Annotated in this window: 25 protein-coding genes and 1 riboswitch; of the genes, 13 read left to right on the forward strand and 12 right to left on the reverse strand. The window is 72.1% G+C overall.

The window, feature by feature from the left end:
* Nucleotides 1-4: 4 nt before the first annotated feature.
* The 4 genes from def to rpe all read left to right on the forward strand — a co-directional run bounded on the left by def (nucleotide 5) and on the right by rpe (nucleotide 3,865).
* On the forward strand, nucleotides 5-553 hold the full coding sequence (gene def, locus OG344_RS21360; protein WP_327045081.1) for a peptide deformylase: 549 nt from the start codon (nucleotides 5-7) through the stop codon (nucleotides 551-553).
* On the forward strand, nucleotides 553-1,482 hold the full coding sequence (gene fmt / locus OG344_RS21365) for a methionyl-tRNA formyltransferase (RefSeq protein WP_327045082.1): 930 nt from the start codon (nucleotides 553-555) through the stop codon (nucleotides 1,480-1,482). The genes def and fmt overlap by 1 nt, the downstream gene beginning before the upstream one ends.
* Before the next feature lie 323 nt (nucleotides 1,483-1,805).
* Complete coding sequence (locus OG344_RS21370; protein ID WP_405089134.1) at nucleotides 1,806-3,089, forward strand: RsmB/NOP family class I SAM-dependent RNA methyltransferase; 1,284 nt, start codon at nucleotides 1,806-1,808, stop codon at nucleotides 3,087-3,089.
* A 104-nt stretch (nucleotides 3,090-3,193) separates the two neighbouring features.
* Entirely contained in the window at nucleotides 3,194-3,865 is a 672-nt protein-coding gene (gene rpe / locus OG344_RS21375; protein WP_150933048.1) for a ribulose-phosphate 3-epimerase, read from the forward strand.
* A gap of 6 nt (nucleotides 3,866-3,871) precedes the next feature.
* Here the strand turns inward: rpe and OG344_RS21380 are convergent, their stop codons facing one another.
* The 5 genes from OG344_RS21380 to OG344_RS21400 all read right to left on the reverse strand — a co-directional run bounded on the left by OG344_RS21380 (nucleotide 3,872) and on the right by OG344_RS21400 (nucleotide 9,942).
* Nucleotides 3,872-4,903 (reverse strand): ABC transporter ATP-binding protein, encoded by a 1,032-nt coding sequence (locus OG344_RS21380; protein ID WP_405084591.1) that lies wholly within the window; start codon nucleotides 4,901-4,903, stop codon nucleotides 3,872-3,874.
* The gene (locus OG344_RS21385) at nucleotides 4,900-5,985 is read right to left on the reverse strand and encodes an ABC transporter ATP-binding protein (protein ID WP_327045084.1); all 1,086 of its coding nucleotides are present in this window, start codon (nucleotides 5,983-5,985) and stop codon (nucleotides 4,900-4,902) included. Before OG344_RS21385 ends, OG344_RS21380 begins: the two co-directional genes overlap by 4 nt.
* Nucleotides 5,986-6,034: 49 nt before the next feature.
* Nucleotides 6,035-7,015 carry an ABC transporter permease gene (locus OG344_RS21390; RefSeq protein WP_405084592.1) on the reverse strand — a complete coding sequence of 327 codons (981 nt, stop codon included), beginning with the start codon at nucleotides 7,013-7,015 and terminating at the stop codon, nucleotides 6,035-6,037.
* Nucleotides 7,016-7,095: 80 nt separating this feature from the next.
* On the reverse strand, nucleotides 7,096-8,889 hold the full coding sequence (locus tag OG344_RS21395) for an ABC transporter substrate-binding protein (RefSeq protein WP_405084593.1): 1,794 nt from the start codon (nucleotides 8,887-8,889) through the stop codon (nucleotides 7,096-7,098).
* A 33-nt stretch (nucleotides 8,890-8,922) separates the two neighbouring features.
* A complete protein-coding gene (locus OG344_RS21400; RefSeq protein WP_405084594.1) occupies nucleotides 8,923-9,942 on the reverse strand; it encodes an ABC transporter permease in 1,020 nt (339 codons plus the stop codon).
* Nucleotides 9,943-10,292: 350 nt separating this feature from the next.
* Nucleotides 10,293-10,443, forward strand: a riboswitch (FMN riboswitch).
* A 134-nt stretch (nucleotides 10,444-10,577) separates the two neighbouring features.
* On the opposite strand from OG344_RS21400, the gene ribD reads away from it, so the two are divergent.
* From ribD to OG344_RS21430, 6 genes are all read left to right on the forward strand, one after another.
* Nucleotides 10,578-11,756 carry a bifunctional diaminohydroxyphosphoribosylaminopyrimidine deaminase/5-amino-6-(5-phosphoribosylamino)uracil reductase RibD gene (gene ribD / locus OG344_RS21405; RefSeq protein WP_405084595.1) on the forward strand — a complete coding sequence of 393 codons (1,179 nt, stop codon included), beginning with the start codon at nucleotides 10,578-10,580 and terminating at the stop codon, nucleotides 11,754-11,756.
* A gap of 1 nt (nucleotide 11,757) precedes the next feature.
* Nucleotides 11,758-12,366 (forward strand): riboflavin synthase, encoded by a 609-nt coding sequence (locus OG344_RS21410; RefSeq protein WP_405084596.1) that lies wholly within the window; start codon nucleotides 11,758-11,760, stop codon nucleotides 12,364-12,366.
* Nucleotides 12,363-12,995, forward strand: a complete 633-nt coding sequence (locus OG344_RS21415; protein WP_405084597.1) for a nicotinamide riboside transporter PnuC — start codon at nucleotides 12,363-12,365, stop codon at nucleotides 12,993-12,995. The genes OG344_RS21410 and OG344_RS21415 overlap by 4 nt, the downstream gene beginning before the upstream one ends.
* Nucleotides 12,992-14,251, forward strand: a complete 1,260-nt coding sequence (locus tag OG344_RS21420; RefSeq protein WP_405084598.1) for a bifunctional 3,4-dihydroxy-2-butanone-4-phosphate synthase/GTP cyclohydrolase II — start codon at nucleotides 12,992-12,994, stop codon at nucleotides 14,249-14,251. Before OG344_RS21415 ends, OG344_RS21420 begins: the two co-directional genes overlap by 4 nt.
* Before the next feature lie 76 nt (nucleotides 14,252-14,327).
* Nucleotides 14,328-14,798, forward strand: coding sequence for a 6,7-dimethyl-8-ribityllumazine synthase (gene ribH / locus OG344_RS21425; RefSeq protein ID WP_327045091.1), 471 nt, complete (start codon nucleotides 14,328-14,330; stop codon nucleotides 14,796-14,798).
* Between the two features lie 108 nt (nucleotides 14,799-14,906).
* On the forward strand, nucleotides 14,907-15,356 hold the full coding sequence (locus tag OG344_RS21430; protein WP_327045092.1) for a PH domain-containing protein: 450 nt from the start codon (nucleotides 14,907-14,909) through the stop codon (nucleotides 15,354-15,356).
* A gap of 39 nt (nucleotides 15,357-15,395) precedes the next feature.
* On the opposite strand, the gene OG344_RS21435 is transcribed toward OG344_RS21430, so the two are convergent.
* From OG344_RS21435 to OG344_RS21455, 5 genes are all read right to left on the reverse strand, one after another.
* Nucleotides 15,396-16,526, reverse strand: coding sequence for an LLM class flavin-dependent oxidoreductase (locus OG344_RS21435; RefSeq protein WP_405084599.1), 1,131 nt, complete (start codon nucleotides 16,524-16,526; stop codon nucleotides 15,396-15,398).
* The gene (locus OG344_RS21440; protein ID WP_405084600.1) at nucleotides 16,523-17,515 is read right to left on the reverse strand and encodes an ABC transporter substrate-binding protein; all 993 of its coding nucleotides are present in this window, start codon (nucleotides 17,513-17,515) and stop codon (nucleotides 16,523-16,525) included. Before OG344_RS21440 ends, OG344_RS21435 begins: the two co-directional genes overlap by 4 nt.
* Nucleotides 17,512-18,285, reverse strand: coding sequence for an ABC transporter ATP-binding protein (locus OG344_RS21445; protein ID WP_405084601.1), 774 nt, complete (start codon nucleotides 18,283-18,285; stop codon nucleotides 17,512-17,514). The genes OG344_RS21440 and OG344_RS21445 overlap by 4 nt, the downstream gene beginning before the upstream one ends.
* A complete protein-coding gene (locus OG344_RS21450) occupies nucleotides 18,258-19,091 on the reverse strand; it encodes an ABC transporter permease (RefSeq protein WP_405084602.1) in 834 nt (277 codons plus the stop codon). The genes OG344_RS21445 and OG344_RS21450 overlap by 28 nt, the downstream gene beginning before the upstream one ends.
* 72 nt (nucleotides 19,092-19,163) lie before the next feature.
* On the reverse strand, nucleotides 19,164-20,132 hold the full coding sequence (locus OG344_RS21455; protein ID WP_405084603.1) for a helix-turn-helix transcriptional regulator: 969 nt from the start codon (nucleotides 20,130-20,132) through the stop codon (nucleotides 19,164-19,166).
* Nucleotides 20,133-20,220: 88 nt separating this feature from the next.
* On the opposite strand from OG344_RS21455, the gene OG344_RS21460 reads away from it, so the two are divergent.
* On the forward strand, nucleotides 20,221-21,354 hold the full coding sequence (locus tag OG344_RS21460) for an epoxide hydrolase family protein (protein ID WP_405084604.1): 1,134 nt from the start codon (nucleotides 20,221-20,223) through the stop codon (nucleotides 21,352-21,354).
* A gap of 143 nt (nucleotides 21,355-21,497) precedes the next feature.
* On the opposite strand, the gene OG344_RS21465 is transcribed toward OG344_RS21460, so the two are convergent.
* Nucleotides 21,498-22,088 (reverse strand): hypothetical protein, encoded by a 591-nt coding sequence (locus tag OG344_RS21465; RefSeq protein ID WP_405084605.1) that lies wholly within the window; start codon nucleotides 22,086-22,088, stop codon nucleotides 21,498-21,500.
* A gap of 469 nt (nucleotides 22,089-22,557) precedes the next feature.
* On the opposite strand from OG344_RS21465, the gene OG344_RS21470 reads away from it, so the two are divergent.
* Both OG344_RS21470 and OG344_RS21475 read left to right on the forward strand, forming a co-directional pair.
* Nucleotides 22,558-22,797 carry a hypothetical protein gene (locus OG344_RS21470; RefSeq protein ID WP_405084606.1) on the forward strand — a complete coding sequence of 80 codons (240 nt, stop codon included), beginning with the start codon at nucleotides 22,558-22,560 and terminating at the stop codon, nucleotides 22,795-22,797.
* Nucleotides 22,798-23,068: 271 nt separating this feature from the next.
* Nucleotides 23,069-23,347, forward strand: coding sequence for a DUF4031 domain-containing protein (locus OG344_RS21475; RefSeq protein ID WP_327045103.1), 279 nt, complete (start codon nucleotides 23,069-23,071; stop codon nucleotides 23,345-23,347).
* An 11-nt stretch (nucleotides 23,348-23,358) separates the two neighbouring features.
* On the opposite strand, the gene OG344_RS21480 is transcribed toward OG344_RS21475, so the two are convergent.
* Nucleotides 23,359-23,973 (reverse strand): metal-dependent phosphohydrolase, encoded by a 615-nt coding sequence (locus tag OG344_RS21480; RefSeq protein ID WP_405084607.1) that lies wholly within the window; start codon nucleotides 23,971-23,973, stop codon nucleotides 23,359-23,361.
* Between the last annotated feature and the right edge of the window lie 10 nt (nucleotides 23,974-23,983).

Below are 23,983 nucleotides of genomic sequence, written 5' to 3' on the forward strand. Positions count from 1 at the left end.
ACCCTTGGCCATTCAGCCGATCCGCCTGTTCGGCGATCCCGTGCTGCGCACGCCGGCCGAGCCGGTGGTCGACTTCGACAAGGAGCTGCGCAGGCTCGTGAAGGACCTGACCGACACGATGATGGACGCGCCGGGCGCCGGGCTCGCCGCGCCGCAGATCGGCGTCGGGCTGCGTGTGTTCACCTACTACGTGGACGAGCAGCTCGGGCACGTCATCAACCCCGATCTCGACCTCGGTGACGAGCTGGACGCTGACGGCGAGGAGGGCTGCCTGTCCTTCCCCGGCCTGTCCTTCCCCACGCCGCGGGCGATCCGGGCGGTCGCCAAGGGCTTCGACATGCACGGTGAGCCGGTGACGATCGAGGGCACCGACATCATGGCGCGCTGCTTCCAGCACGAGACCGACCACCTGGACGGCGTGCTGTTCATCGACAGGATGGACGTCAAGCAGCGCAAGCTCGCCATGAAGGCGATCCGCGAGGCCGAGTGGAGCGGCCTGTCGGCCCCGGTGGTGAAGCTCTCGCCGCACGCCACGCAGGGACGGGCCCTGTAGTGCGCCTGGTCTTCGCCGGCACCCCCGACACCGCGTTGCCGTCGCTGCGCGCCCTGCTGGACTCGCCCCGACACGAGGTGGCCGCCGTCGTCACCCGGCCGGACGCGCAGTCGGGCCGCGGGCGGAGGGTGCACCCCAGCCCGGTGGCCCAGCTCGCGGAGGAGTCGGGCATCGAGGTGCTCAAACCGGCGAAGGCCGGCGACCCGGACTTCCTGGAGCGGCTGCGGGCGATCGGCCCGGACTGCTGCCCGGTGGTCGCCTACGGCGCACTGCTCCCGCAGACGGCCCTCGACATCCCACCCCGCGGCTGGATCAACCTCCACTTCTCCGTGCTGCCGGCGTGGCGGGGCGCGGCCCCCGTCCAGCACGCCGTGCTGCACGGCGATGACCTGACCGGCGCCTCGACCTTCCGCATCGTGAAGGAACTGGACGCCGGGCCGGTCTTCGGCGTGCTGACCGAGCCGATCCGCGACGACGACACCAGCGGCACGCTGCTGGCCCGGCTCGCCGAGGCGGGCGCGGGCCTGTTGCTGGCCACTCTGGACGGCGTCGAGGACGGCGCGCTGGAGGCGCGCCCGCAGCCCGCGGAGGGCGTCAGCCTCGCCCCCAAGATCGAGGTCGACGACGCGCGCGTCGACTGGGCCGCGCCCGCGATGCGGGTGGACCGGCTCGTCCGGGCCTGCGCCCCCGCTCCCGGCGCATGGACGGAGTTCCGCGGCCAGCGGGTCAAGATCGGCCCGGTGCGGCTCGCCCCCGACGCGGACAAGCTCGCGCCGGGCGAGATCGCGGCCACCAGGAAGGCCGTGCTCGTCGGAACCGCCAGCCACCCCGTCGAGCTCGGCGAGGTGCAGCCGCAGGGCAAGCGGCAGATGACCGCCGCCGAGTGGGGCCGCGGTGTCCGTTTCGCCGACGGTGAGACGCTGGTCTGAGGGTTTCGGGCTGGTTCGCGGATGACAGGGTCGAGAGCGGCAGGGTTGAGGGCGGCAGGGTGAAGCAGGGCAGGGGTCAGGGCGGCGACGCCGCGGGCGGCGCGGGGCGCGGCCGGTGGGGCGGCCAGGCGGGAAGCCAGGGCGGCCCGAGCGGGGGCCAGAGCGGACGAGGACAGCGTGGCGGTTCCGGCCGGGCCCGGCCCGGAGGCGGCGCGCAGGCGGGGCACGCCGGGCAGGCCGCGCACGCGGCGAAGGCCGGGCAGCGGAGGCAGGGCCGTGGCCGCCCGCCGCGCGACGAGGCACGCAACGCCGCCTACGACCTGATGCGGGCCGTCGACGAGCGCGACGCGTACGCCAACCTGCTCCTGCCCACGCTGCTGCGGCAGCGGCGGATCGGCGGCCGGGACGCCGCCCTCGCCACCGAGCTGGCCTACGGGACGCTGCGCGGCCTCGGCACCTACGACGAGGTGATCGCCGCGTGCAGCGACCGCCCGCCGGAGAAGGTCGACCCGCCGCTGCTCGACGCGGTGCGTCTCGGCGTGCACCAGCTTCTGAGCACGCGGATCCCGCCCCACGCCGCCGTCAGCGCCACCATCGACCTCGTACGGCTGCGCGTCGGGCCGGGCCCGTCCAAGTACGCCAACGCCGTGCTGCGGAAGGTCGCGGGCCGCACGCTGGAGCAGTGGCTGGAGATCGTGGCGCCGCCCCGCGAGGAGGACCCGACCGGCAACCTCGCCGTCACCCACAGCCATCCGCGCTGGATCGTCACCGCGCTGCGCGACGCGGTCGGCGGCGACCTGGACGAGACGGCCGCGCTGCTGGAGGCCGACAACGAGCGGCCCCGGGTGGCGCTGGTGGCGCGGCCCGGGCGGGCCACGGTGGCGGAACTGGTCGACGCCGGGGCGGAGCCCGCCGCCTACTCGCCGTACGCCGCGTATCTGCCGGAGGGCGACCCCGGCTCCCTCGCGGCGGTGGGGGAGGCGCGGGCGGCGGTCCAGGACGAGGCCAGCCAGCTGGTCGCGCTCGCGCTGACCCGCGTGCCGCTCGACCACGACACGACCTGGCTGGACATGTGCGCGGGCCCCGGCGGGAAGGCCGGGCTGCTCGATGCGGTGGCCACCGAGCGGGGCGCCCGGCTGCTCGCCGCCGACCTGCAGTATCACCGCGCCCGTCTGGTCTGGGGCACCACCCGCGAGGCGAAGGTGATCACGGCGGACGGCACCCGGCCCGCCTGGCGGCCCGGCGCGTTCGACCGGGTGATGCTCGACGCGCCCTGCACCGGGCTCGGCGCGCTGCGCAGGCGGCCGGAGGCCCGGTGGCGGCGCGACCCCCGGAGCATCCCCGAGCTCACCGCGCTGCAGCGGCGGCTGCTCGACTCGGCGCTGGAGGCCGTCAGGCCGGGCGGCGTGGTGGCGTACGTGACCTGCTCGCCGCACCTGGCCGAGACCCGCGCGGTGGTGGAGGACGTGCGCGACCGGGCCGAGGTGCTGGACGCGCGGGCGTTCCTGCCCGAGGTCCCGGGGCTCGGCGACGGGCCGTACGCGCAGTTCTGGCCGCATCGGCACGGCACCGACGCGATGTTCCTGGCCCTGCTGCGCCGTCCCTGAGGAGCGCCGTCGCCACGGCCTCCCGGGGCGGCACGGGTCGGGCACCGGTCAGGCACGGGCAGGCACGGGGACATGGCGTCAGGGCTGAATAGACTGCAGGGACTATGGCCGTTCAGATCTCGCCCAGCATCCTGTCCGCCGACTTCGCCCGCCTCGCCGACGAGGCCGCGCGGGTCGAGAACGTCGCCGACTGGCTCCACGTCGACGTCATGGATTACCGGTTCGTGCCCAACCTCACGCTCGGCCTGCCGGTCGTCGAGTCGTTGCTGAAGACGACCTCGACGCCGGTCGACTGCCACCTCATGATCGAGGAGCCGGACCGGTGGGCGCCCGACTACGCCGAGGCCGGCGCGGGCAGCGTCACGATCCACGCCGAGGCGGCCAAGGCGGCCGTGCGCACGCTGCGGGCGATCCGCGCGGCCGGGGCCAGGGCCGGTCTGGCGCTGAACCCGGCGACCGCCGTGGAGGGCTACGAGGACCTGCTGCCCGAGATCGACATGCTGCTCGTCATGACCGTGGAGCCCGGCTTCGGCGGGCAGCGCTTTCTCGACATCGTGCTGCCGAAGGTGTCGCGGGCCCGCACGCTTATCGACAAGTACGGCGGCGAGGTGTGGCTCCAGGTCGACGGCGGCGTGTCCACGGAGACCATCGAGCGCTGCGCCGAGGCCGGGGCCGACGTCTTCGTGGCCGGCAACGCCGTCTACGGCGCCGACGACCCCGCCCGCGCCGTCGAGGAGCTCAGGAACCTCGCCGAGCGGGCCACCCCGCCCGCCTGACGGGGGTCAGGCCAGGGCGGGGTCGAGGACCACGTCCTCGCCCTGGGTGGTGGGCGCCTCGGGGAAGTGGCACGCGGTCAGGTGGCCCTCGCGGTTGCCGCTGAGCCGGACCAGGGGCGGCACCTCCTCGGCGCACTTGTCCTGCGCCTTCCAGCAGCGCGTGCGGAACCGGCAGCCGGACGGCGGGTTGATCGGCGAGGGCACGTCGCCCGCCAGGCGGATGCGCTCACGCGGCTCGCTCGACATGTCGGGCTCCGGCACCGCCGACAGCAGGGCGTGCGTGTACGGGTGCCGGGGCCGCTCGTAGATCGACGCCCGGTCACCGATCTCGACGATCTTGCCGAGGTACATGACCGCGACCCGCTGGGAGAAGTGCCGGACGATCGCGAGGTCGTGCGCGATGAACAGGAACGCGATGCCGAGGTCGCGCTGCAGTTCCTGCAGCAGGTTGACCACCTGCGCCTGGATGGAGACGTCCAGCGCCGACACCGGCTCGTCGGCGATGATCAGCTTGGGGTCGAGCGCCAGGGCCCGGGCGATCCCGATGCGCTGCCGCTGGCCGCCGGAGAACTCGTGCGGGAAGCGGTTGTAGTGCTCGGGGTTGAGGCCGACGATCTCCAGCAGTTCCTGCACCCGCTGCCTGCGCCCGCCGGGCGGGTCGATGTCGTTGACCTCCATCGGCCCGCGGATGATCGTGCCGACGGTCTGGCGCGGGTTGAGCGAGCTGTACGGGTCCTGGAAGATCATCTGGATCTCGGGCCTGATCGGCTTGAGATCCCGGCGCGAGCTGTGGGCGATGTTCCGCCCGCGATAGAGGATCTCGCCCGAGGTGGGTTCGAGCAGGCGGGCCGCGAGGCGGCCGGTGGTGGACTTGCCGCAGCCCGACTCGCCCACCAGGCCCACGGTCTCGCCCTCGCCGACGGCGAGGTCGATGCCGTCCACCGCGTGGACGGCCCCGACCTGGCGCTTGACCAGCGCGCCGCCCCGTACGGGGAAGTGCTTGACCAGGCCCTTGAGCTCCAGCAGCGTCTCGTTCATGCGGGGTCCTCCGTCCGGTCCTCGGTCTGCTCGGTCTGGGCGGTGCGAAGTTCGCTCTTCTGCGCGAGGGTGAGATAACAGGCGTCCCCGTGGCCCGTCTCGGGGGAGACGTCCGGCCGCTGCCCGAAGCACAGTTCGGGCCCCGCGAGCCGCGGATAGTCGCAGCGCGGGTGGAAGGGGCAGCCGGACGGCGGGTTGAGCAGGCTCGGGGGAGTGCCGCGCACCGGCTTCAGCGGGACGTCCACGCTGGAGTTCAGCCGTGGCATCGACGACAGCAGGCCCCACGTGTAGGGGTGGCGCGGCTCGCGCAGCACCTCGCGGACCGTGCCGCGCTCGGCCGCCCGCCCGGCGTACATGACGAGCACGTTGTCGGCGGTGTTGGCGACGACCCCGAGGTCGTGCGTGATCAGGATGATCGAGGTGCCGAACTGCTGCTGCAGGTCCTTGAGCAGGTCGAGGATCTGCGCCTGCACGGTGACGTCGAGCGCGGTGGTCGGCTCGTCGGCGATGAGCAGGTCCGGGTCGCAGACCAGCGCCATGGCGATCATGGCGCGCTGCCGCATGCCGCCGGAGAACTCGTGCGGATAGTGGTCCACCCGCACCTCCGGCTGCGGGATGCCCACCCGCCGGAGCATCTCGACGGCCCGGTCCCGGGCCTCCTTCTTGCTCGCGCCCCGGTGCTTGCGGAAGACCTCGCCGATCTGCCGGCCGATCGTGTGGAACGGTGACAGCGCGGTCAGCGGGTCCTGGAAGATCATCGCGACCCGGTCGCCGCGGAGCTTCTCCATCGTCGTGCGCTCGGCGGAGATCAGCTCCTTGTCCTCCAGCCAGATCTCGCCGCCGATCCGCGTGTACGCCGGATTGTGCAGGCCGAGGATGGCGAGGTTGGTGACGGACTTGCCCGACCCCGACTCGCCGACGATGCCGAGCGTGGTGCCCTTCTCCAGATCGAAGGACAGACCGTCGACGGCGTGGACGACGCCGTCCTCGGTGTCGAACTCGACGCTCAGGTCACGGACGGACAGGAACGGCCCGGGGCCGCGAGAGGTCCCCGGCTCGCCGCTCCACGACACGGTGGTCACTTGCTGCTCCAGTTCCAGATTTCGGGCGTACGGCTCGATGCGGCGCGGCTCAGGTCAGGCGGACCCGCGGGTCGATGAACGCGTAGAGCGCGTCCACCACGATGTTGAGGAGGACGATCATCGCGGCGCCCACGATGGTCACCCCGAGCAGCATCGGCAGGTCGTTGTTCTGCACCGCGCGTACGGCCAGCTCGCCGATGCCGTGCAGGGTGAACGTCTGCTCGGTGATGATGGCGCCGCCCAGCAGGGTGGCGAGGTCGACACCGAAGATCGTGACGATGGGGATCATCGCGCCGCGCCAGGCGAACCGGAAGAACACCGTGCGGTTCGACATGCCCTTGGCCCGCGCCGTGCGGACGTAGTCCTCGGCGAGCTGCTCCACCATCTGGGAGCGGGTCATCCGGGTGTAGTTCGCGGTGAAGATGATCGACAGCACCACCCACGGGAGGAGCAGGTGGGTGAACCAGCCCACCGGGTCGTCGGTGATCGGCACGTAGGACGGGCGCGGGATCAGCTGCATGGTGTCGACGAGGTAGAAGGCCAGCAGCGGGCCGATGAAGTAGATCTGCAGCGAGGCCCCGATGACGGACGAGGCGCTGGCGATCTTGTCGAGCGGTTGCCCGACCTTCCACGCCGCGATCATGCCGGTGATGATGCCGAACGCGAGGATGACGATCGACGCCCCGAAGGTCAGGGACAGCGTCACCGGGAAGCGGTCCACGATGGCGCCGAACACCGGCTCCTGGGTGGCGAAGGAGTAGCCGAGGCAGGGGGCGGGGCAGTCGCCGAACTGCACGAGCTCCCGGCCGGCGAAGATTCCCGCCAGCCAGTGCCAGTACTGCACGAACAGCGGCTCGTCCATGCCCAGGTTGTGCCGGACCAGCTGGAGCGTCTCCGGCGGGCAGATCTTGCCGCAGAACGCCCGGGCGGGGTCGCGGGGGACGGCGTAGAAGAGGTAGAACGTGACCGCGCTGATGATCAGCAGGATCATGAGGGCGCCGAGGATCCGGCGTACCAGGAAGCTGGTCATGGTCTCGTACGTGCTCCAGCGGTCGGAACGGGCGGGGGCCCGCCGCCCGCCCGCGGGGGCGGCGGCGGACCCGGGTGGTGCTACTTCACGTAGATGTTCAGCGCGGACTGCTCGCCCTGGATCGGGTCGAACCGCACCCCGCCGAGGCCCGAGCCGTACAGGCCGAAGTAGGTCTGGTAGAACTCGGGGATGATCGCGGCCTGTTCCATGATCTGCCGGTCGATCGCGGCCCACGCCTTGCCCGCCTCGGCGGGGTCGGTGGCCGCGTTGGCCTGGTCGATGGCCGAGTCGATCTCCGGCACGTTCAGGTGGCTGTAGTTCGGCGCGTTGTCGGAGATCTGGCGGCCGTCGAACTGCGGCTGGATCGCGGTGGAGCCGGTCGGCCAGTCGGCCGCCCAGCCGCCCCAGTAGACGTCGAACTTGTTGTCCACCGGGCCGATGGCGTCATAGTAGGTGCCCGCGTTCAGCGGCTTGCCCACCACCTTGATCCCGGCCTTGGCCAGCGCCTCCTTGATGGCGATGGTGACCTTCTCCTGCGTCGGCGTCTGGTTGTAGGCGTAGACGATGGTCGGGGTGGCGTTCCCGGCCTTCGCCAGCAGCGCCTTCGCGGCCTCGGGGTCGCCCTCGGGCTTGCTCGACTTCTCGTACAGGTCGAACGCCTCGTAGCCCAGCACGGTCGGGCTCATCACGGTGGTGGCGATCTTCCCGGCCGAGATCTCGCCGCCCTGGAGCTGCTGGATCTGCTTGGACGGCCAGGCCAGCTGGATCGCCTTGCGGACGTTGACGTCCGTGATCCGCTTGGTGTTGATGTTGTAGAAGGTCGTGAACGGCGTCAGGCCCTGCAGCGACCGCTTCATCAGGTCGGCGTTGCCGAGCACCTCCTGGATCCGCTCGGGGGCGACCGGGTTGTGGAAGGTGAACGCCTGCTTGTCGTTGCCCGCGTCGGCCATGAAGCGCTCGGTGGACTGCTGGCTCTGCAGGCCGAACTCCATGTGGAACTTGTCCGGGTACGCGTGCCGGATCGGGTCGGTGTTCTTGTCCCAGTTCTCGTTGCGCTCCAGGTCGAGCGACTTGTCCGTCACGTGACTGACGATCTTGTACGGACCGGACGACCAGGGCTGCTTGTCGTACTTCTGCTTGGTGTCGTGCGCCTTCGGCACGGCGCCGTAGCCGGTCATGGCGACGGTGAAGTTGAAGTCCGGGTGCGCCGCGTTCAGGTGGAAGACCACCGTCTTGTCGTCCGGCGTCTCGATCGTGTCGAGTTCCTTGCCGTCGTACGGGCCCTTGTACTGGTCGCGGAACGGCTTGTTCGCGTCGGGGACAAGCCAGGTCTCGGCGTAGTCGGGGCCCTCGGTGATGAAGTCGGCGAACAGGCGCTCGAAGCTGTACTTGACGTCAGCGGAGGTGATCGGCGCGCCGTCCTGCCACTTCAGGCCGTCCTTGAGGGTGAACTTCCAGGTCTTGCCGCCGTCGGTGGTGGCGCCCGTGTCGGTCGCGAGGTCGCCGACGAGCTTGATGTTGCCCGCGTCGTCCTGCTTGTAGTTGGTCAGCGTCCGGGTGAACAGGGCCGACACCGAGGCGTTGTAGTTCATGTAGACGCGGCCGGGGTCGAGGTGGCTGAAGTCGTCACGGTCGATCATGTAGACCGTGCCGCCCGGCTTGGCGCCCGGGACCTCGGGGGCGGGTCCCGCGGAGTCGTCGGCGGTGCCGACCGATATCGCGCTGACGGCCTTGTTCTCCAGCGGCTTCTGGGAGCTGCCCGCGGCGCCCTCGGGGGCCCCGCCGCCACCGCCCTTGGCGCAGCCGGCCAGCGCCAGCGCGCCCGCCGCGAGCACGGCCGTCATGGAGACGAATCGCCTGCTGTGCGATCTCATGTGGTCCTTCCTATGGAGATGCGCGCTCATGGGTCAGCGCTTGGTGCGTGGGTCGAAGGCGTCGCGGATGGAGTCTCCGAGCAGGTTGAAGGCCACCACGAAGATCAGCATCGAGACGCCGGGGAACAGCAGGTAGGTGACGTCGGAGTGGTAGACGTTCACGCCCACCTGGAACATGCGGCCCCAGTCGGGGGTGGGCTCGGTCATGCCCACGCCGAGGAAGCCGAGTCCCGCCTCCGCGCCGACGTAGAGCGGGAGCGCGAGCGTGGCCTGGATGATGATCGGCGTCCAGAGGTTGGGCAGCAGTTCCTTGAAGATCACCCGGGCCGGCGACGCGCCGGTCACGCGGGCGGCCTCCACGAACTCGCGGGCCCGCAGCGACAGCACCTGGGCGCGCAGCAGGCGGGCGATCGTGGCCCAGCCGAGGACGGTGAGGACGACGCAGATCGACACGTACCGCAGCCAGACGGGCGTCTCCTCCTCGGGCAGCACGAGAGCCGCCTCGACGACCGGGAGGAAGACGATCAGGAAGAGCTGCGAGGGGAACGCGAGCAGCGTGTCGATGACCCGCCCGATCACGTAGTCGGTGCGGCCGCCGATGTAACCCGACGTGATGCCCATCACGACCCCGATGATCGTGGTGAGAACGGTCACGATGACGGCGATGCTCAGCGAGGTGCGGATGCCGTACACCAGTTGCGTGAAGACGTCGCGGCCCAGGCCGGGCTCCAGGCCGAACCAGAAGTCCCCGCTGATGCCGCCGTTCGGCGCGACGGGATAGCCGAACGGGTTGAGCAGCCCGGGCTGGTTCTGCCCGTACGTGGTGTACGGGTCCTTGCCGTACAACCCGGCGATCACGGGAGCCAGGAGCGCGATCAGGAAGAAGGCGAGCACGACGATCGCCGAGGCGACGCCTGTCCTGTCGCGCCGGAAGCGGCGCCACATGAGCCGCCCGGGCGAGCGGCCGACGACGGCGGAACCGGACGCGGCCGGGTCCGCGGTGTCCGCGGGCTCCGCGGCGGCGTCGGTCGCGGTCGAGGGGGGGAACGTCATGGTTCGTTGCTCCCGGGTGGACCATTAACGATCGGAAGAGATCCGACTATAGGGAACCCTGGCAACTGATTTGGCAGGGGTCAATCACTTCGCGCGGACAGTTCGCCGCGTTCCTGCTTCGTTGTGCAATGTAAATCACCTTGTGTCCTGCGGCCGCGTTGACCTTGGTGGACGCGTCGCGGGACACTGCATATTACATGAATGCACTTATGTCACAACTTTGTGACATAACCCACACATACCCGAGAAGAAGCGCAACGGTAAGAATCCTTGTTCGATCACCTCTCCGATCACCGCAATCCCGCACTATGGCCGTCGAGCCGGGTATGGCTACACTGGTGGTAGCAGAGCAGCGTGCTCCGGGGTCGGTGTAATTCCGAACCGGCGGTGACATCCCTGCCCCCAGGGGTGAAGTCCGCGACCCGGCCGAAGCCATCGGCCGGTGGACCTGGTGAGACTCCAGGACCGACGGTGAAAGTCCGGATGGGAGGAAGCGCGCGAACGGGCGGCCGTGTGCCGCCGGGCGTCCCCCACGGGGCCGCTCCGGCAGCGGGCTGCCCGCGCAGGTGGTGCGTGGCCGCATCCCGATCGTTCCCCGGGGCCCGCCGTTACGGCAACGGCGAGAGGAAGACCGGGTGACCTCGCGGGACATCCTTCACATGCGGCGCGCGATCGCGCTCGCCGCCCGCGGACTGGGCGGCACCAGCCCCAATCCCGTCGTCGGCTGCGTCGTCCTCGACCCGTCGGGCGAGGTCGCCGGGGAGGGCTTCCACGCCTACGCCGGAGGCCCGCACGCCGAGGTCGTGGCGCTGCGCGACGCGGGTGGGCGGGCCCGGGGCGGCACGGCCTACGTGACGCTGGAGCCGTGCGCCCACACCGGCAGGACCGGGCCCTGCGCCACCGCCCTCCTGGAGGCCGGGGTGGCGCGGGTCGTCGTCGCCGTCCCCGACCCCAACCCCGTGGCCGCGGGCGGCGCGGAGGTCCTGCGGCGGCACGGCGTGCGGGTGGACGAGGGCGTGCTGACGGCGGAGGCCGAGGAGGGCAACGCCGCCTGGCTGACCTTCGTTCGGGCCCGCAGGCCCTTTGTGACCTGGAAGTTCGCCGCGACGATGGACGGCCGCTCGGCGGCCTCCGACGGCACCAGCCAGTGGATCACCTCGCCGGAGGCGCGGGCCGACGTGCACCGCCTGCGGGCCGAGAGCGACGCCGTCGTCGCCGGCATCGGCACCGTGCTCGCCGACGATCCCCGGCTGACCGTCCGGCCGCCCGCCGGATCAAGCGCCGAACCGAGCGTCGCGCCCGTGCTGCGCGTCGTCGCCGACCCCGGCGCCCGCACCCCCGCCGGCGCCCGCGTGCTGGACGGCGCGGCGCCGACGCTGGTCGCGGTGGCCGAGGACGCCGCCGTCCCCGCCCACCTGTCCCCGGTCGTACGAATCCCCCGTGTCCAGGGGGGAATAGATCTCCACGCCCTCCTGGCTGAGCTGCACGGGAGGCGGATCGTGAGCGTGCTGGTCGAGGGAGGTCCCACGCTCGCGGGCGCGTTCCTGCGGGAGGGCCTGGTCGACCGGGTCGTCGGCTACCTCGCCCCGGCGCTGCTGGGCGCCGGCGCGGCGGCCCTCGGCCCGGCGGGCGTGTCGACGATCACCGAGATCCACCGGCTGGAGTTCGCCTCGGTGACCCCCGTCGGGCCGGACCTCAAGGTGGTCCTGCGGCCCAAGACCCCCGCGCACCAGTCCTCCCTTCCCGCGCATCCCCTGGTCACCGATCCCCTGGTCACCGATCCCCAGGTCGTACAGTCCCCTAAGGAGAGCTGAGATGTTCACCGGAATCGTCGAGGAGCTCGGCGAGGTCGTGGCTCTGGAGTCTCTGGGCGACTCCGCGCGCCTCACGGTGCGCGGCCCGGTCGTCACCGGCGACGCCCGGCACGGCGACTCGATCGCCGTCAACGGCGTGTGCCTCACCGTGGCCGGCGCGGAGGGCGACTCCTTCACCGCCGACGTGATGAAGGAGACCCTCGTCAGGTCCGCGCTCGGCGCGCTGCGCCCCGGCTCACGGGTCAACCTGGAGCGCGCCGTACGGGCCGGCCAGCGGCTCGGCGGGCACATCGTGCAGGGCCACGTGGACGGGACCGGGGAGGTGCTGTCGCGCGAGCCCGGGGAGCACTGGGAGGTCGTGCGGATCTCGCTGCCCGCCGGGCTCGCCCGCTACGTCGTGGAGAAGGGCTCGATCGCCGTGGACGGGGTCAGCCTGACCGTGGCGGCGGTGACCGGCGACTCCTTCGCCGTCAGCCTTATCCCCACCACCCTGGAGCTGACCACGCTCGGCCGCAAGCAGCCGGGCGAGCCGGTCAACCTCGAGGTGGACGTCATCGCCAAGTACGTCGAGAAGCTGACCGCGGCGACCGCCAGGGAGGTCGTGGCGTGAGCTGGACCGAGGCGGGATTCGACGTGTACGGCCAGCACGTCCTGTGGACCGACCTGGTGGGCAACGTGTGCGCGCTGGGCACGGTCTGGCTCGCGATCAGGAAGACGATCTGGACCTGGCCGGTGCAGCTGCTCGGGTCGGTCCTGCTGTTCGTGGCGTCGGTCGGCGCGCACATCACGGGCAACGCGCTCAAGCAGGCGCTGTTCGGCGTCCTCGCGGTCTACGGCTGGGTGAAGTGGTCGCGCGGCACCCGCGGCGGCGCGCAGCTGCCGATCCGGTCGGCGCGGCCGGGGGAGCGGGCGGCGCTCTTGGGCCTGCTCGTGGCCGGGACGGTGGCGGTGGCGCTGACCTTCACCTTCCTCAACTCCCGGGGCTGGAACATCTCCTGGAGCCCGTGGCCCGACGCGTACATCTTCGTGGGCAGCGCGGCGGCGACGTGGGCGCAGGGCAGGGCCCTGGTCGACTTCTGGATCATCTGGGTGGCCGTCGACCTCGTGGGCGTCCCGCTGGCGTTCAGCTCCGGGCTGGTCGTCTCCGGGGTGGTCTACGGGCTGTTCTTCCTGATGGTGATGATCGGCTTCCGCGACTGGCTGCGCCAGTCGCGCGCGCTGCGGGCGGTGATCGCGTGAGCGGGATCAGGCTGGACCCGATAGAGCGGGCCGTCGCCGACATCCGGGATGGCCGGCCCGTCGTCGTGGTCGACGACGAGAACCGCGAGAACGAGGGCGACCTCATCTTCGCCGCGTCCAAGGCGACGCCCGAGCTGGTCGCCTTCATGATCCGCCACACCAGCGGCGTCATCTGCGTGGGCATGGAGGGCGCCACGCTCGACCGGCTCGGCCTGCCGCTGATGGTGCAGGACAACCGCGAGCGCCTGCGCACGGCGTACACGATCAGCGTGGACGCCAGGGACGGCGTGACGACCGGCATCTCCGCCGCCGACCGGGCGAGGACCATCAGGACCCTGTGCGACTCGGCGACCGAGCCGTACGAGCTGGTGCGGCCGGGACACATCTTCCCGTTGCGCTACCGCGAGGGCGGCGTGCTGGCGCGCCGCGGCCACACCGAGGCGTCGGTGGACCTCGCCCGGCTGGCCGGGCTGTCCCCGGCCGGCGCGCTCGCCGAGATCGTCAACGACGACGGCACGATGGCGCGCCTGCCGGGGCTGCGCGAGTTCGCCGACGAGCACGACCTCGCGCTCGTGTCGATCGAGCAGCTCGTCGAGCACCGCCGCCGGTCGGAGCGGATGGTCACCCGGGTCGCCGAGACCGGCATCCCGAACCGGTACGGCATGTGGCGCGCGTACGGCTACGCCAGCGCGCTCGACGGCGGCGAGCACCTCGCGCTGGTGTACGGCGACCTCGGCGACGGCGAGAACGTGCTCGTCCGGGCGCACTCCGAGTGTCTCACCGGCGACGTGCTCGGCTCCCTGCGCTGCGACTGCGGGGTGCAGCTCGACACCGCGATGCGGATGATCGCCGAGTGCGGCCGCGGCGTGATCGTGTACCTGCGCGGGCACGAGGGGCGGGGCATCGGCCTGCTGGCCAAGCTGCGGGCCTACGGCCTGCAGGACAACGGCAGCGACACCGTCGACGCCAACCTGGAGCTGGGGCTGCCGGTGGACGCCAGGGAGTTCTCCAACGCCGGGCAGATGCTCGCCGACCTCGGCGTGAGGTCGGTGCGGCTGCTGACCAACAACCCGGCCAAGATGCGGGGCATGGACGGTTACGGCGTCAAGGTCCTCGGCCGCGAACCCATGCCGGTGGCGATGAACCCCTACAACGAGCGGTATCTCACGGCCAAGCGCGACCGGCTCGGCCACGAGATCTCCGGCGGCGTACCCCGCGACATCCACGGCGAGCACTTCGGCAGGGAGGCCTCATGAGTGAGCGAAGCGAGCGAACGAGCAGGCACAGCGCGTTTCGCGCATGCGGCTCCGAGCCGTCAGGCGAGGAGGGCGCATGAGCGGCGAGGGACGGCCGGGCGCGGCGGCGGTGGAGGCGGGCGGGCTCACCGTCGGCATCGTCGCGGCCCGGTGGCACGAGAAGATCACCGACCAGCTCCTGGCCCGGGCCGTCCGGGCGGCCGAGGACAGCGGCGCGGCCGTGGTCACGGCCCGGGTGGCCGGGTCGCTGGAGATCCCGGTGGTCGCGCAGGCCCTGGCGCGGCGCTGTGACGCCGTCGTCGCGCTCGGCGTGGTGATCAGGGGCGACACGGCCCACTTCGACTACGTCTGCGACTCGGTGACCGCGGGGCTGACCAGGGTCGGCCTCGACGAGTCCACCCCCGTGGGCAACGGGGTGCTGACCTGTGACACCCTTGATCAAGCGGTCGAGCGGTCCGGCGTGCCGGGCAGCAGCGAGGACAAGGGGTACGAGGCGACGATCGCCGCCCTGGAGACCGCGGTCCTCCTGCGCGGCCTCGCCGGCTGACCCCCGCGCGATCCTCGCATCCGCAGCGCCGAGCCGGGAAGATGTCACTGGTGATCACGTTCCGTCCGTCCGCCGGGCATGCCGTACGCAGCCGTGAGGGGGATCGTCATGCCTGAGGGCGTGCCGTCGTTGCCCGTCACCTGGCGGCCCCGGAGCACGACGATCATCGCGTACGGCCTCGCGGCGGTGATGGTGACCGGCGCGATCGTGCTGGCGGTCGGCCTGCCGGAACAGTTCCAGCTGCCCGACCGGCTGGGCATGGTCGGCTTCGGGCTGCTCGTGGCGTTCGTGCTGCACCTGCTCGGCCGCCTGCGGGTGCGGGCGGACGAGCGGGGGATCACGGTGGTGAACCCGCTGCGGGTCCACCACTTCGAGTGGGCCGAGGTGCTCGACGTCACGATGGTGGAGGGCGACCCCTGGCCCAAACTGGACCTCGCGAACGGGCTCAGCCTGGGCGCGATGGGCATCCAGAGCACCGAGAGGGAGCGCTCGCGCCGGGCGGTCGCCCAGCTCACCGCCCTCATCCGGGAACGCGGCGAGGCCCCCGACCACCCCTGACGGCCGGGGACCTCGCCGCGGAGAGGCGGGCGCGCGGGGTCAGGCGGTCAGCCGTACGGGCGCGGCGCCGAGCAGGCCGCGGCGGCGCAGTTCGGGCAGTACGCCCTCCCCGAACCAGTAGGCCTCCTCCAGGTGCGGATAGCCGGACAGGACGAACTCCTCCACCCCGAGTGAGGCGTACTCCTCGACGAGATCGGCGACCTCCGCGTGGCTGCCGACGAGCGCCGTGCCGGCGCCGCCGCGCACCAGGCCGACCCCCGCCCACAGACCGGGGTGGATCTCCAGGTCCCTGACCCTGCCGCCGCGGAAGCCCTCGTGGAGCGCGAGCATCCGCTGCTGCCCGACCGACTCGCTGCGGCGGAGGACGGCCCGCGCCGCGTCGATGTCTTCGGGGGAGATCTGGTCGAGCAGCCGCTTCGCCTCCGCCCACGCCTCCTTGGACGTGTCCCTCGTGATCACGTGCAGCCGGATGCCGAAGCGCAGCGTACGGCCCTCGGCGGCGGCCAGTTCGCGCATCCGGTCGAGCTTGGCCGCGACCTGCGACGGCGGCTCGCCCCAGGTGAGATAGACGTCCACGTGCCGGGCCGCGACCGGGCCGGCGGCGGCGGACGAGCCGCCGAAGTAGAGCTCGGGCACGGGGTCGGGCCGCTCGGCGACCGTCGCGCCCTCGACGTCGTAGTAGTGGCCGGCGAAGTCGAACGGCCCGTCCCAGGCGCCGCGGACGATGGTCAGGAACTCCGCGGTGCGGGCGTACCGCTCGTCCTTGGCCAGGTGGTCGCCGAAGCGCCGCTGCTCGGCCGTCTCACCCCCGGTGACCACGTTGAGCAGCAGCCGCCCGCCGGAGACCCGCTGGTAGGTGGCGGCCATCTGGGCCGCCAGTGTGGGCGACAGCGCGCCGGGCCGGAACGCGACCAGGAACTTCAGCCGCGTGGTGACCTGGGTCAGCGCGGCGGTGACCAGCCACGCGTCCTCGCAGTAGGTCCCCGTCGGGGTGAGCACGGCCTCGAACCCCGCCTGCTCGGCCGCGCGGGCCACCTGGGCGAGATAGTCGATCGTGGGCGGGCGGCGCGTGGTCGCCGCGGACAGGCCGTGACCCCGGGTCAGGCCGTGCCCGCCGCCGACGATCGCCCGGCCGTCGCCGGACGTGGGCAGGAACCAGTGGAATCTCATTTCGCGGCCTTTCCGACGACATCGTTGAACCGGTCGTCAACGAACTGGGAGAAGGTGACCGTGCCGGGGATCAGGCCCTCGGCGCCGAAGGCGTCGGCGATCTCCTGCTCGGAGGAGACGACCGCGTCGTCGATCTCGACCGGGGTGGCCACGGCGTTGGCTACGGCGGCGTTCGCCACCTCGGCGGGCAGGCCGGTCTCCCGCGCCCAGACCTTCGCCCACTCGTCCAGGTGGGCGGCGGCCCAGACCCGGGCCCTGGCGAGGCGGGTGAGGAAGTCGGCGATCGCGGCCCGCTTGCCGGTGTCCTCGAGCGCGGCCCGGGCCGCAACCTGGAAGCCCAGGCCGTTCACGACGCCCGTGCCGTCGACCAGCAGCCGCGCCCCGTGCTGGATCTCCGCCTGGGAGGTGAAGGGGTCCCAGATGGCCCAGGCGTCGACCGTGCCGGAGGAGAAGGCCGCCAGGGCGTCGGCCGGCTGGAGATACTGCGGCTGGATGTCCGCGAAGGACAGCCCGGCCTTCTTCAGCACTGCGAGCAGGTGGTAGTGGGCCGAGCTGCCCTTGGCCACCGCGACCTTCCTGCCCTTGAGCTGCTCCGGCGAGGTGATCGCGGACCCGCCGGGGACGAGGATCGCCGACCCCTTGGCGCTCTGCCGGTAGGCCGAGACCACCTTGATCTTCGATCCGGAGGCGGCGGCGAAGACGGGCGGGGTGTTGCCCACGCCGCCGATGTCGACCGCGCCGGCGTTCACGGCCTCCAGCAGCGGCGGACCGGAGGTGAACTGCGACCACGTGATCGTGTAGGAGGTGCCGTCGAGCAGCCCGGCGGCCTTGAGGATGGCCTCCGAACCGGCCTTCTGGTCGCCGACCCGCAGAGTGACGCGTCCCTTGGCCTCGCCCGGCTGCCCGGCGGCGTCCTGCCCGGTCGAGCCGCAGGCCGCCGTACCGGTCGTCAGGGCGAGCAGCAGCGCGGCGAGGAGTCTCCTGGTCATTTCGTTCCTTCCGGGGGCACGCCCAGGGCGGCCAGCAGGGCCGCGCGCAGGGCGAGGAGGTCGTGGTGGTCGAGGTGCCGGGGGCGCGGCGCGGTGACGGTCCAGGAGTGGGCGACCCGCCCGCCGTCGAGCACCAGGATCCGGTCGGCGAGGGCCAGCGCCTCGTCCACGTCGTGGGTCACCAGCAGCACGGCCGGGCCGTGCGCCGACCACAGGTCGAGCACGAGGCGGTGCACGGTGATCCGGGTCAGCGCGTCGAGCGCGCTGAACGGCTCGTCGAGCAGCAGCAGGCGGGGCTCGCGTACGAGGGCCCGGGCGAGGCTCGCCCGCTGCGCCTCGCCGCCGGAGAGCGTGAGCGGCCAGGCCCCGGCGCGCTCGGTCAGGCCGACCTCGGCCAGCGCGGCGTCCGCCCTCGCGGCCGGTCCGGGCGCGTCCAGGCCGAGCGTGATGTTGTCGCGCACCCGCTTCCACGGCACCAGCCGGGGCTCCTGGAAGGCCACGGCCACCGAGCCGCCGACCTCGATGTCACCCTCGACCTCCTCGTCCAGCCCGGCGAGCGCGCGTAGCAGGGTGGACTTGCCCGAGCCGCTGCGGCCGAGCAGCGCGACGAACTCGCCGGGCGCGATCGTCAGGTCGAGGCCGTCCAGCACCGCGCGGTCGCCGAAGCGCCGGGTGAGCCCGCGTACGGAGGCGGCGGGCGGCCCGCCGGGGCGGCCCGCGTCGCCGGCGGGGGCCGTGCCGCTCAGCGGGACAGGAACTCGCGCCGCCATCCGAGCGCCCTCCTTTCGAGCAGCCGGACCAGGGCGTCGGTGAGCAGGCCGAGAGCGCTGTAGACCAGCAGGCCGACCACGATCACGTCGGTGCGGAGGAACTCCCGCGCATCGTTGATCAGGTAGCCGAGCCCGGCGTCGGCGTTGACCTGCTCGGCCACGATCAGCGCCAGCCAGGCCACGCCGAGGCTCTGGCGCAGCCCGACGAGGGTCTGGGGGAGCGCGCCGGGGAGCACGATGTGCCGCACCAGCGCGGCCCGGCCGAGCCGGAGCGTACGGGCGAGTTCGGCGAGTTTGCCGTCCACGCCCCGGATGCCGGAGAACGTGTTGAGGTAGAGAGGGAAGGACACGGCGAGCGCGACCAGCAGCACCTTGGGCGCCTCACCGATGCCGAACCAGAGGATGAACAGCGGGATCAGCCCGAAGAACGGCAGTGCCCGGAGCATCTGCATGATCGGGTCGACCGCGTTCTCACCGGCCCGGCTCAGCCCGGCCACCAGCGCCAGGACGACGCCGGCCGCCGCGCCCGCCGCGAAGCCCAGCAGGACCCGTTCGAGCGACACGGCGATCGCCGTCGGCAGCGTCCCGGACCGCACCAGGTCGAGCGCGGTCGCCGCGATCCGCGACGGCGCGGCGAGTGATCGGGCGGGCAGCAGCCCGCTGCCGCTCGCGGCCTGCCACAGCAGCACGACGACCACGGGGCTCACCCACCGGTACGACCGCCTCGCTGCGGCGCGGGCGGCGGCGGCACGGGGGCGGGACCGGGACTCCACCCGGACCCCGCCCCCGAGTTCGACGACGGACATGGACACACCTCGCAGGGAACGTCGGAAGATTCCCCAACAGGGTTACCGACATTTCCTACCAAGTCAATAGGATTACTGACGCTCTCGCGACGAGGCGCGGGCGGCGCGGGCGGCCAGCGCACGCAGATACGCGCGCAACTCCGGAGGCTCGTGCACCTCGAACTCGCAGCCGAGCATGAGCAGACGCGACGCGAGCCACTCCAGGGTGTCGGCCGGTCCGCGTACGCGGCAGCTGTGGTCGTCCACCGGCTCGACGCTCCCCGCGGCGGCGCCGAGCCGGCGTGCCGCCTGACCGGCCGGAAGGCGCAGGGTCGCCACCACCTCGTAAACGGGTGCGGACGAGTACAGCTTGGCGGCGACGAACTCGGCCGGGTCCTGTTCCGGTGGCACGCGGGCCGGGAACCGTACGCCGGTCGGGTGAGGGTCGCCGATGCGGTCGGCGCGGAAGAAGCGCCAGTCGTCGCGGTCGTCGTCGAACGCCAGCAGATACCACCGGCGTGCGGCCGCGACCAGGCGGTACGGCTCGGTCAGGCGCCTGGTCTCGGCGCCGTCGCCGGACCGGTAGGCGAAGCGCAGCCGCTCGCGGTTGGCGACGGCTCCGGCGAGCACCACCAGGGTCCGCAGGTCCACGGGCGGCTCGGCTCCCGCGAGCATCGGCACCGTCGCGGTGGCGAGTGCGCCCACCCGGTGCCGCAGCCGGGAGGGCAGCACCTGCTCCAGTTTGGCCAGGGCGCGCACGGACGCCTCGTCGATGCCCTCCACCGGATGCGCGGCGGCCGTGCGCAGGCCTACGGCGATGGCCACCGCCTCCTCGTCGTCCAGCAGCAGCGGCGGCATGGCCGCACCCGCGGCGAGCCGGTAGCCGCCCACCGCGCCCATCGTCGCCTGGACCGGATATCCCAGCTCGCGTAGGCGGTCGACGTCGCGGCGTATGGTCCGTGGGCTGACTCCCAGACGCCCGGCCAGTTCGCTCCCCGGCCACTCGCGGGGCGTCTGCAGCAGCGACAGCAGAGTGAGCAACCGCGCGGACATGTCACTCATGGCACCAAGCATGCCCGGTCATCTAGGACAGGTCACGACCTACATGCGCACTAGCGTCGATCCGTCATCGCGACGCATCGGGAGAGACATGAGCACAGAGATTCGCCCATTTCGTATTGAGATCGCTTCGGCCGACCTGGACGACCTGAACGACAGGCTGGACCGCACCCGGTGGCCTCGTGAGCTGCCCGGCGACGGATGGAGCCGCGGCGTCCCCGCCGCCCTCCTCCGGGAGCTCGCCCGCTACTGGCGCCAGGAGTACGACTGGCGCCGGCACGAGGCGCGGTTGAACGAGTTCCCGCAGTTCATGACCGAGATCGACGGCCAGGACATCCACTTCCTGCACATACGATCGGCCGAGCCCGGCGCTCTGCCGCTCGTCCTCACGCACGGCTGGCCGAACTCGTTCCTGGAGTTCACCGAGCTCATCGGCCGTCTCGCCGACCCCCGTGCGTACGGCGGCGACCCGGCCCTGGCGTTCCACGTCGTGGCGCCCTCCCTGCCGGGCTTCGGCTTCTCCGCGCCGCCGCGCGGCACCGGCTGGACCGCGGCGCGCGTGGCGCGGACCTGGGCGGAGCTGATGCGTCGTCTCGGCTATGAGCGGTACGGCGCGCAGGGCGGGGATTTCGGGGCCTACGTCGCCCCGGAGGTGGCCAAAGCGGCGCCGGACCACGTGGCCGGCGTCTACGTCGTCAGCGGTCTCGGCTTCCCCACGGAGAAGGACCTTCCGGAGATGACCGAGGACGAGCGGGCGGCCTATGCCCGGCTGATGGAACAGGACTGGATGCACGGCGTCGACCACCACGCGCTGCTGCGCGCGGCGCCGCAGACCTTCACGTACGGGTGGCACGACTCACCGCTCGCGGCGCTGGCCTGGATGACCCAGAAGTTCCAGGAGTTCAACGCCTCCGGCAGGCCACTCGAGGAGGTCGTCGACCGGGACCTGTTCCTGACCAACGTCAGCCTCTACTGGTTCACGGGGACGTTCGGGACGTCGGCCTGGCCCTACTACGAGAGCACCGGCTCCGGCTGGCCGGAGGGCCAGACCATCGCGCCGACCGGTGTGTACAGCGGACCGCCCGGCATCCGCCGGCTCGCCGAGCGGCACAACATCGTCCTTCACTGGCCGGAGGACAACCCGGGCGGCCACCACTTCATCGCGATGGACCAGCCGGATCACCTCGCGGCCGACATCCGCGCGTTCTTCGCCAGGGTGGGCTGACCGGCGCGGACCGGCCGCGCCGTCCTCACCCCGTCGCCTCACCTCGTCGCCTCGCGGAGGCGACGCGGCCGCCCGTCCGGTGGTCGCCCCGGCCGGGTACGCGGAGGCACCGGCCGGGCCCGGAGCGGCGGCCGCCGCCGTGGTCAGCTCGCGCCCGGGACGGTGACGTTCCGCTCCTTGAAGCCGAAGCCCTTCTTCGTGGCGTCCTGCTGGAGACCCTTCATGGCGTTCTCGCCGAGGTCGAGGTCCGCCACCGTCGCGTCGCCGCTCCGCAGTTTGCCAGTGAGAGCCGTGATCTTGGAGTCGACACCCTCGACGGCCCGGCACAGACCCGGGTTGGCCACGGCGAAACCCTTGGCCACCTTCAGCTCGTGCAGCGCGAACAGGCCCGCCACCGCGGCCTTGGCGAACGTCCGCTTGCGCTTCTCCGCTCCCTGCTGGAAACCGCCACTGCGCAGCGGTTTGTAGATGTAGCGGTGGAAGGCCCCGAGGGCGAGGCCCGCGTGCAGCGCGAAGCGCGTCTTGGCGAGCCGCCTGGCGTTGCCGGCCTGCGGGCATGGCGAGTCGTACTCGCTCTCCGTCGCGGACGGCGTGGCGACCACCGCCGGGCCGGCGGCGGCCGCGTCTCCGGACGCCACGTCGGTGGTCGTGCGTCCGCAGCCGGTGAGCAGCGCCAGCGTCAGTGTGACCGCGGCCGTGAGCGCGGTAAGGGATCGGGCATGTCGTGCGGCCATCGTTTCCCCCTGAGACCCTGTGGTTGCGCGACTGTGGTCGCGCGACCGAGGTTCCGCGGCTGGTTCCGCGGCTGTGGTCGCGCGGCGCGGTGCCCGCGCACCGTCCGCCCTGCCGACTCCGGACCGCCGCGGGCGTGTTCTGGACGAGGTTGCCGTACGGATGCCAAATATTCGGGCTTTTGCCGTATACAGAGGAGCCCATCACGATGACCGGCCGGGCACTTGACAGGTGCCGTTATGGGAGAACGTAGATATCGGGCCAGGAGAATGCAGGAACAGGCCATCACCGGTCGAACCAGAATGGGCCCCCGGACGATCCACGTCGATGGGGATATAGAGACTCGCGATGAATTCACCCTGGATTAGTACAGGTGTCGGCCGTCGGACTGGACGCGCTCGGGAGCCGATCCGGACTATGGGAGAGGAACACCCGAATCCACGCGTGACGTGATCGGAGAGGAGAACGGCCATGCGAGGTAGGCGACTCGGCATGACCATCGGCTCGGCGCTGCTCACCACGGTCGCGCTCTGGCCGGCGGCGGGATCCCCGGCGCAGGCGTCCGCGATCTCCAGGGGCGCGGTCGTCTCGCAGGCGGCTCCCGGCGCGTCCGTCGCGAAACCGAAACCGCCGAAGTGCACCAACCGCTGCACGAACCACCGCAAATTCACGTGCTGTCCGAAGTGCAAGCGCGTGCCGGGCAAATGTTAGCCGCCGATCGACTCGGAACGCGGAGGCGGCCGACGGCGTAGCGGGCGGCCTTCCGGCAGAGCCGCTCCGGGCATTCTCGCGGCCGCCTGAGACCGCCCGGATGTGACCGGCGCGCACTTTGCGGCCGGTCACATCCGCCCGCCGGAAGCGTCTCGAGCCTCTCGCCCTCTCCTGGGTCTTGAGCACCCTCCGGCGCACCGGATCCGGATCTCCCGGCCGGTGGGCGGCCCGCGCCGCCGGCCTATGCTGGCCGGCGACGACGGGAGAGCGCATGGCGGTGCTGATCGACCGGCCGAACTGGCCGGGTCCCCGGGGGCTGCTCTGGTCCCACCTGGTCAGCGACTCGTCACTGTGGGAGCTGCACGCGTTCGCCCGCCTGCTCGACGTGCCGGAACGCGCCTTCGACCGGGACCACTACGACGTGCCGGAGACGGTCTACGACCGGGCCGTCCTGCTCGGCGCCGAGCCGGTCGGCAGCCAGGAGCTGGTGCGGCGGTTGCGCGCGTCCGGTCTGCGTCGCCCGAAGGCCCGCAGCAGATCTACATTGTAAAGGCGGCCGCCTCAGAGAGCGGCCAGCTCCCGGGTCATGTTCGCGCGCGCCCGGTCCTCCCACAGGTCCCGGCCCACGGGAGTGCCGTACAGGCGGGGTTTGCCGAGCAGGGCGCGCAGCACGGCGGCGCGGCCGGCCCGGAAGGCGTCGCCGGGCACGTGCCGATACTCCTCCCGTACGGCCCGCGTGTACGCCTCGTACGCCTCGGGCGGCGCCCCGAGGATCGCGAGGTCGGCGTCGCACAGGACGGCCGCGTTCGCGTCGCCGGGCTCGTACGTGTGCCCGGTTGTGAGCCGCACCAGCCGGGCGACCTCGGCGACCCGTTCCGGGGGCAGACCGCAGGCGGGCAGCCGTGCCTGGGCGAGCTGGGCGCTGTGCTCCTCGTCCCGCCCGGGCCGCCCGTCGTAGACGGCGTCGTGGAACCACGCGGCCAGCCGTACGGCGTCGGCGTCCGCGGCCTGGGCGGCCAGCGGCTCGATCGCGGACAGGACCGCCCGCAGGTGGGCCGTGGTGTGGTAGCGGCGGTGCGGCTCCGCCCATCGGGCGGTGAGTTCCGCGGCCAGCGCCCGCCCGGCGGGGGAGCCGGTGAGGCAGGCGGGCCGGGGCGGGCTCCGGTCGTCGGACATGCTCCGACCC

Source organism: Microbispora sp. NBC_01389 (assembly GCF_045040095.1).
Lineage (GTDB): Bacteria > Actinomycetota > Actinomycetes > Streptosporangiales > Streptosporangiaceae > Microbispora.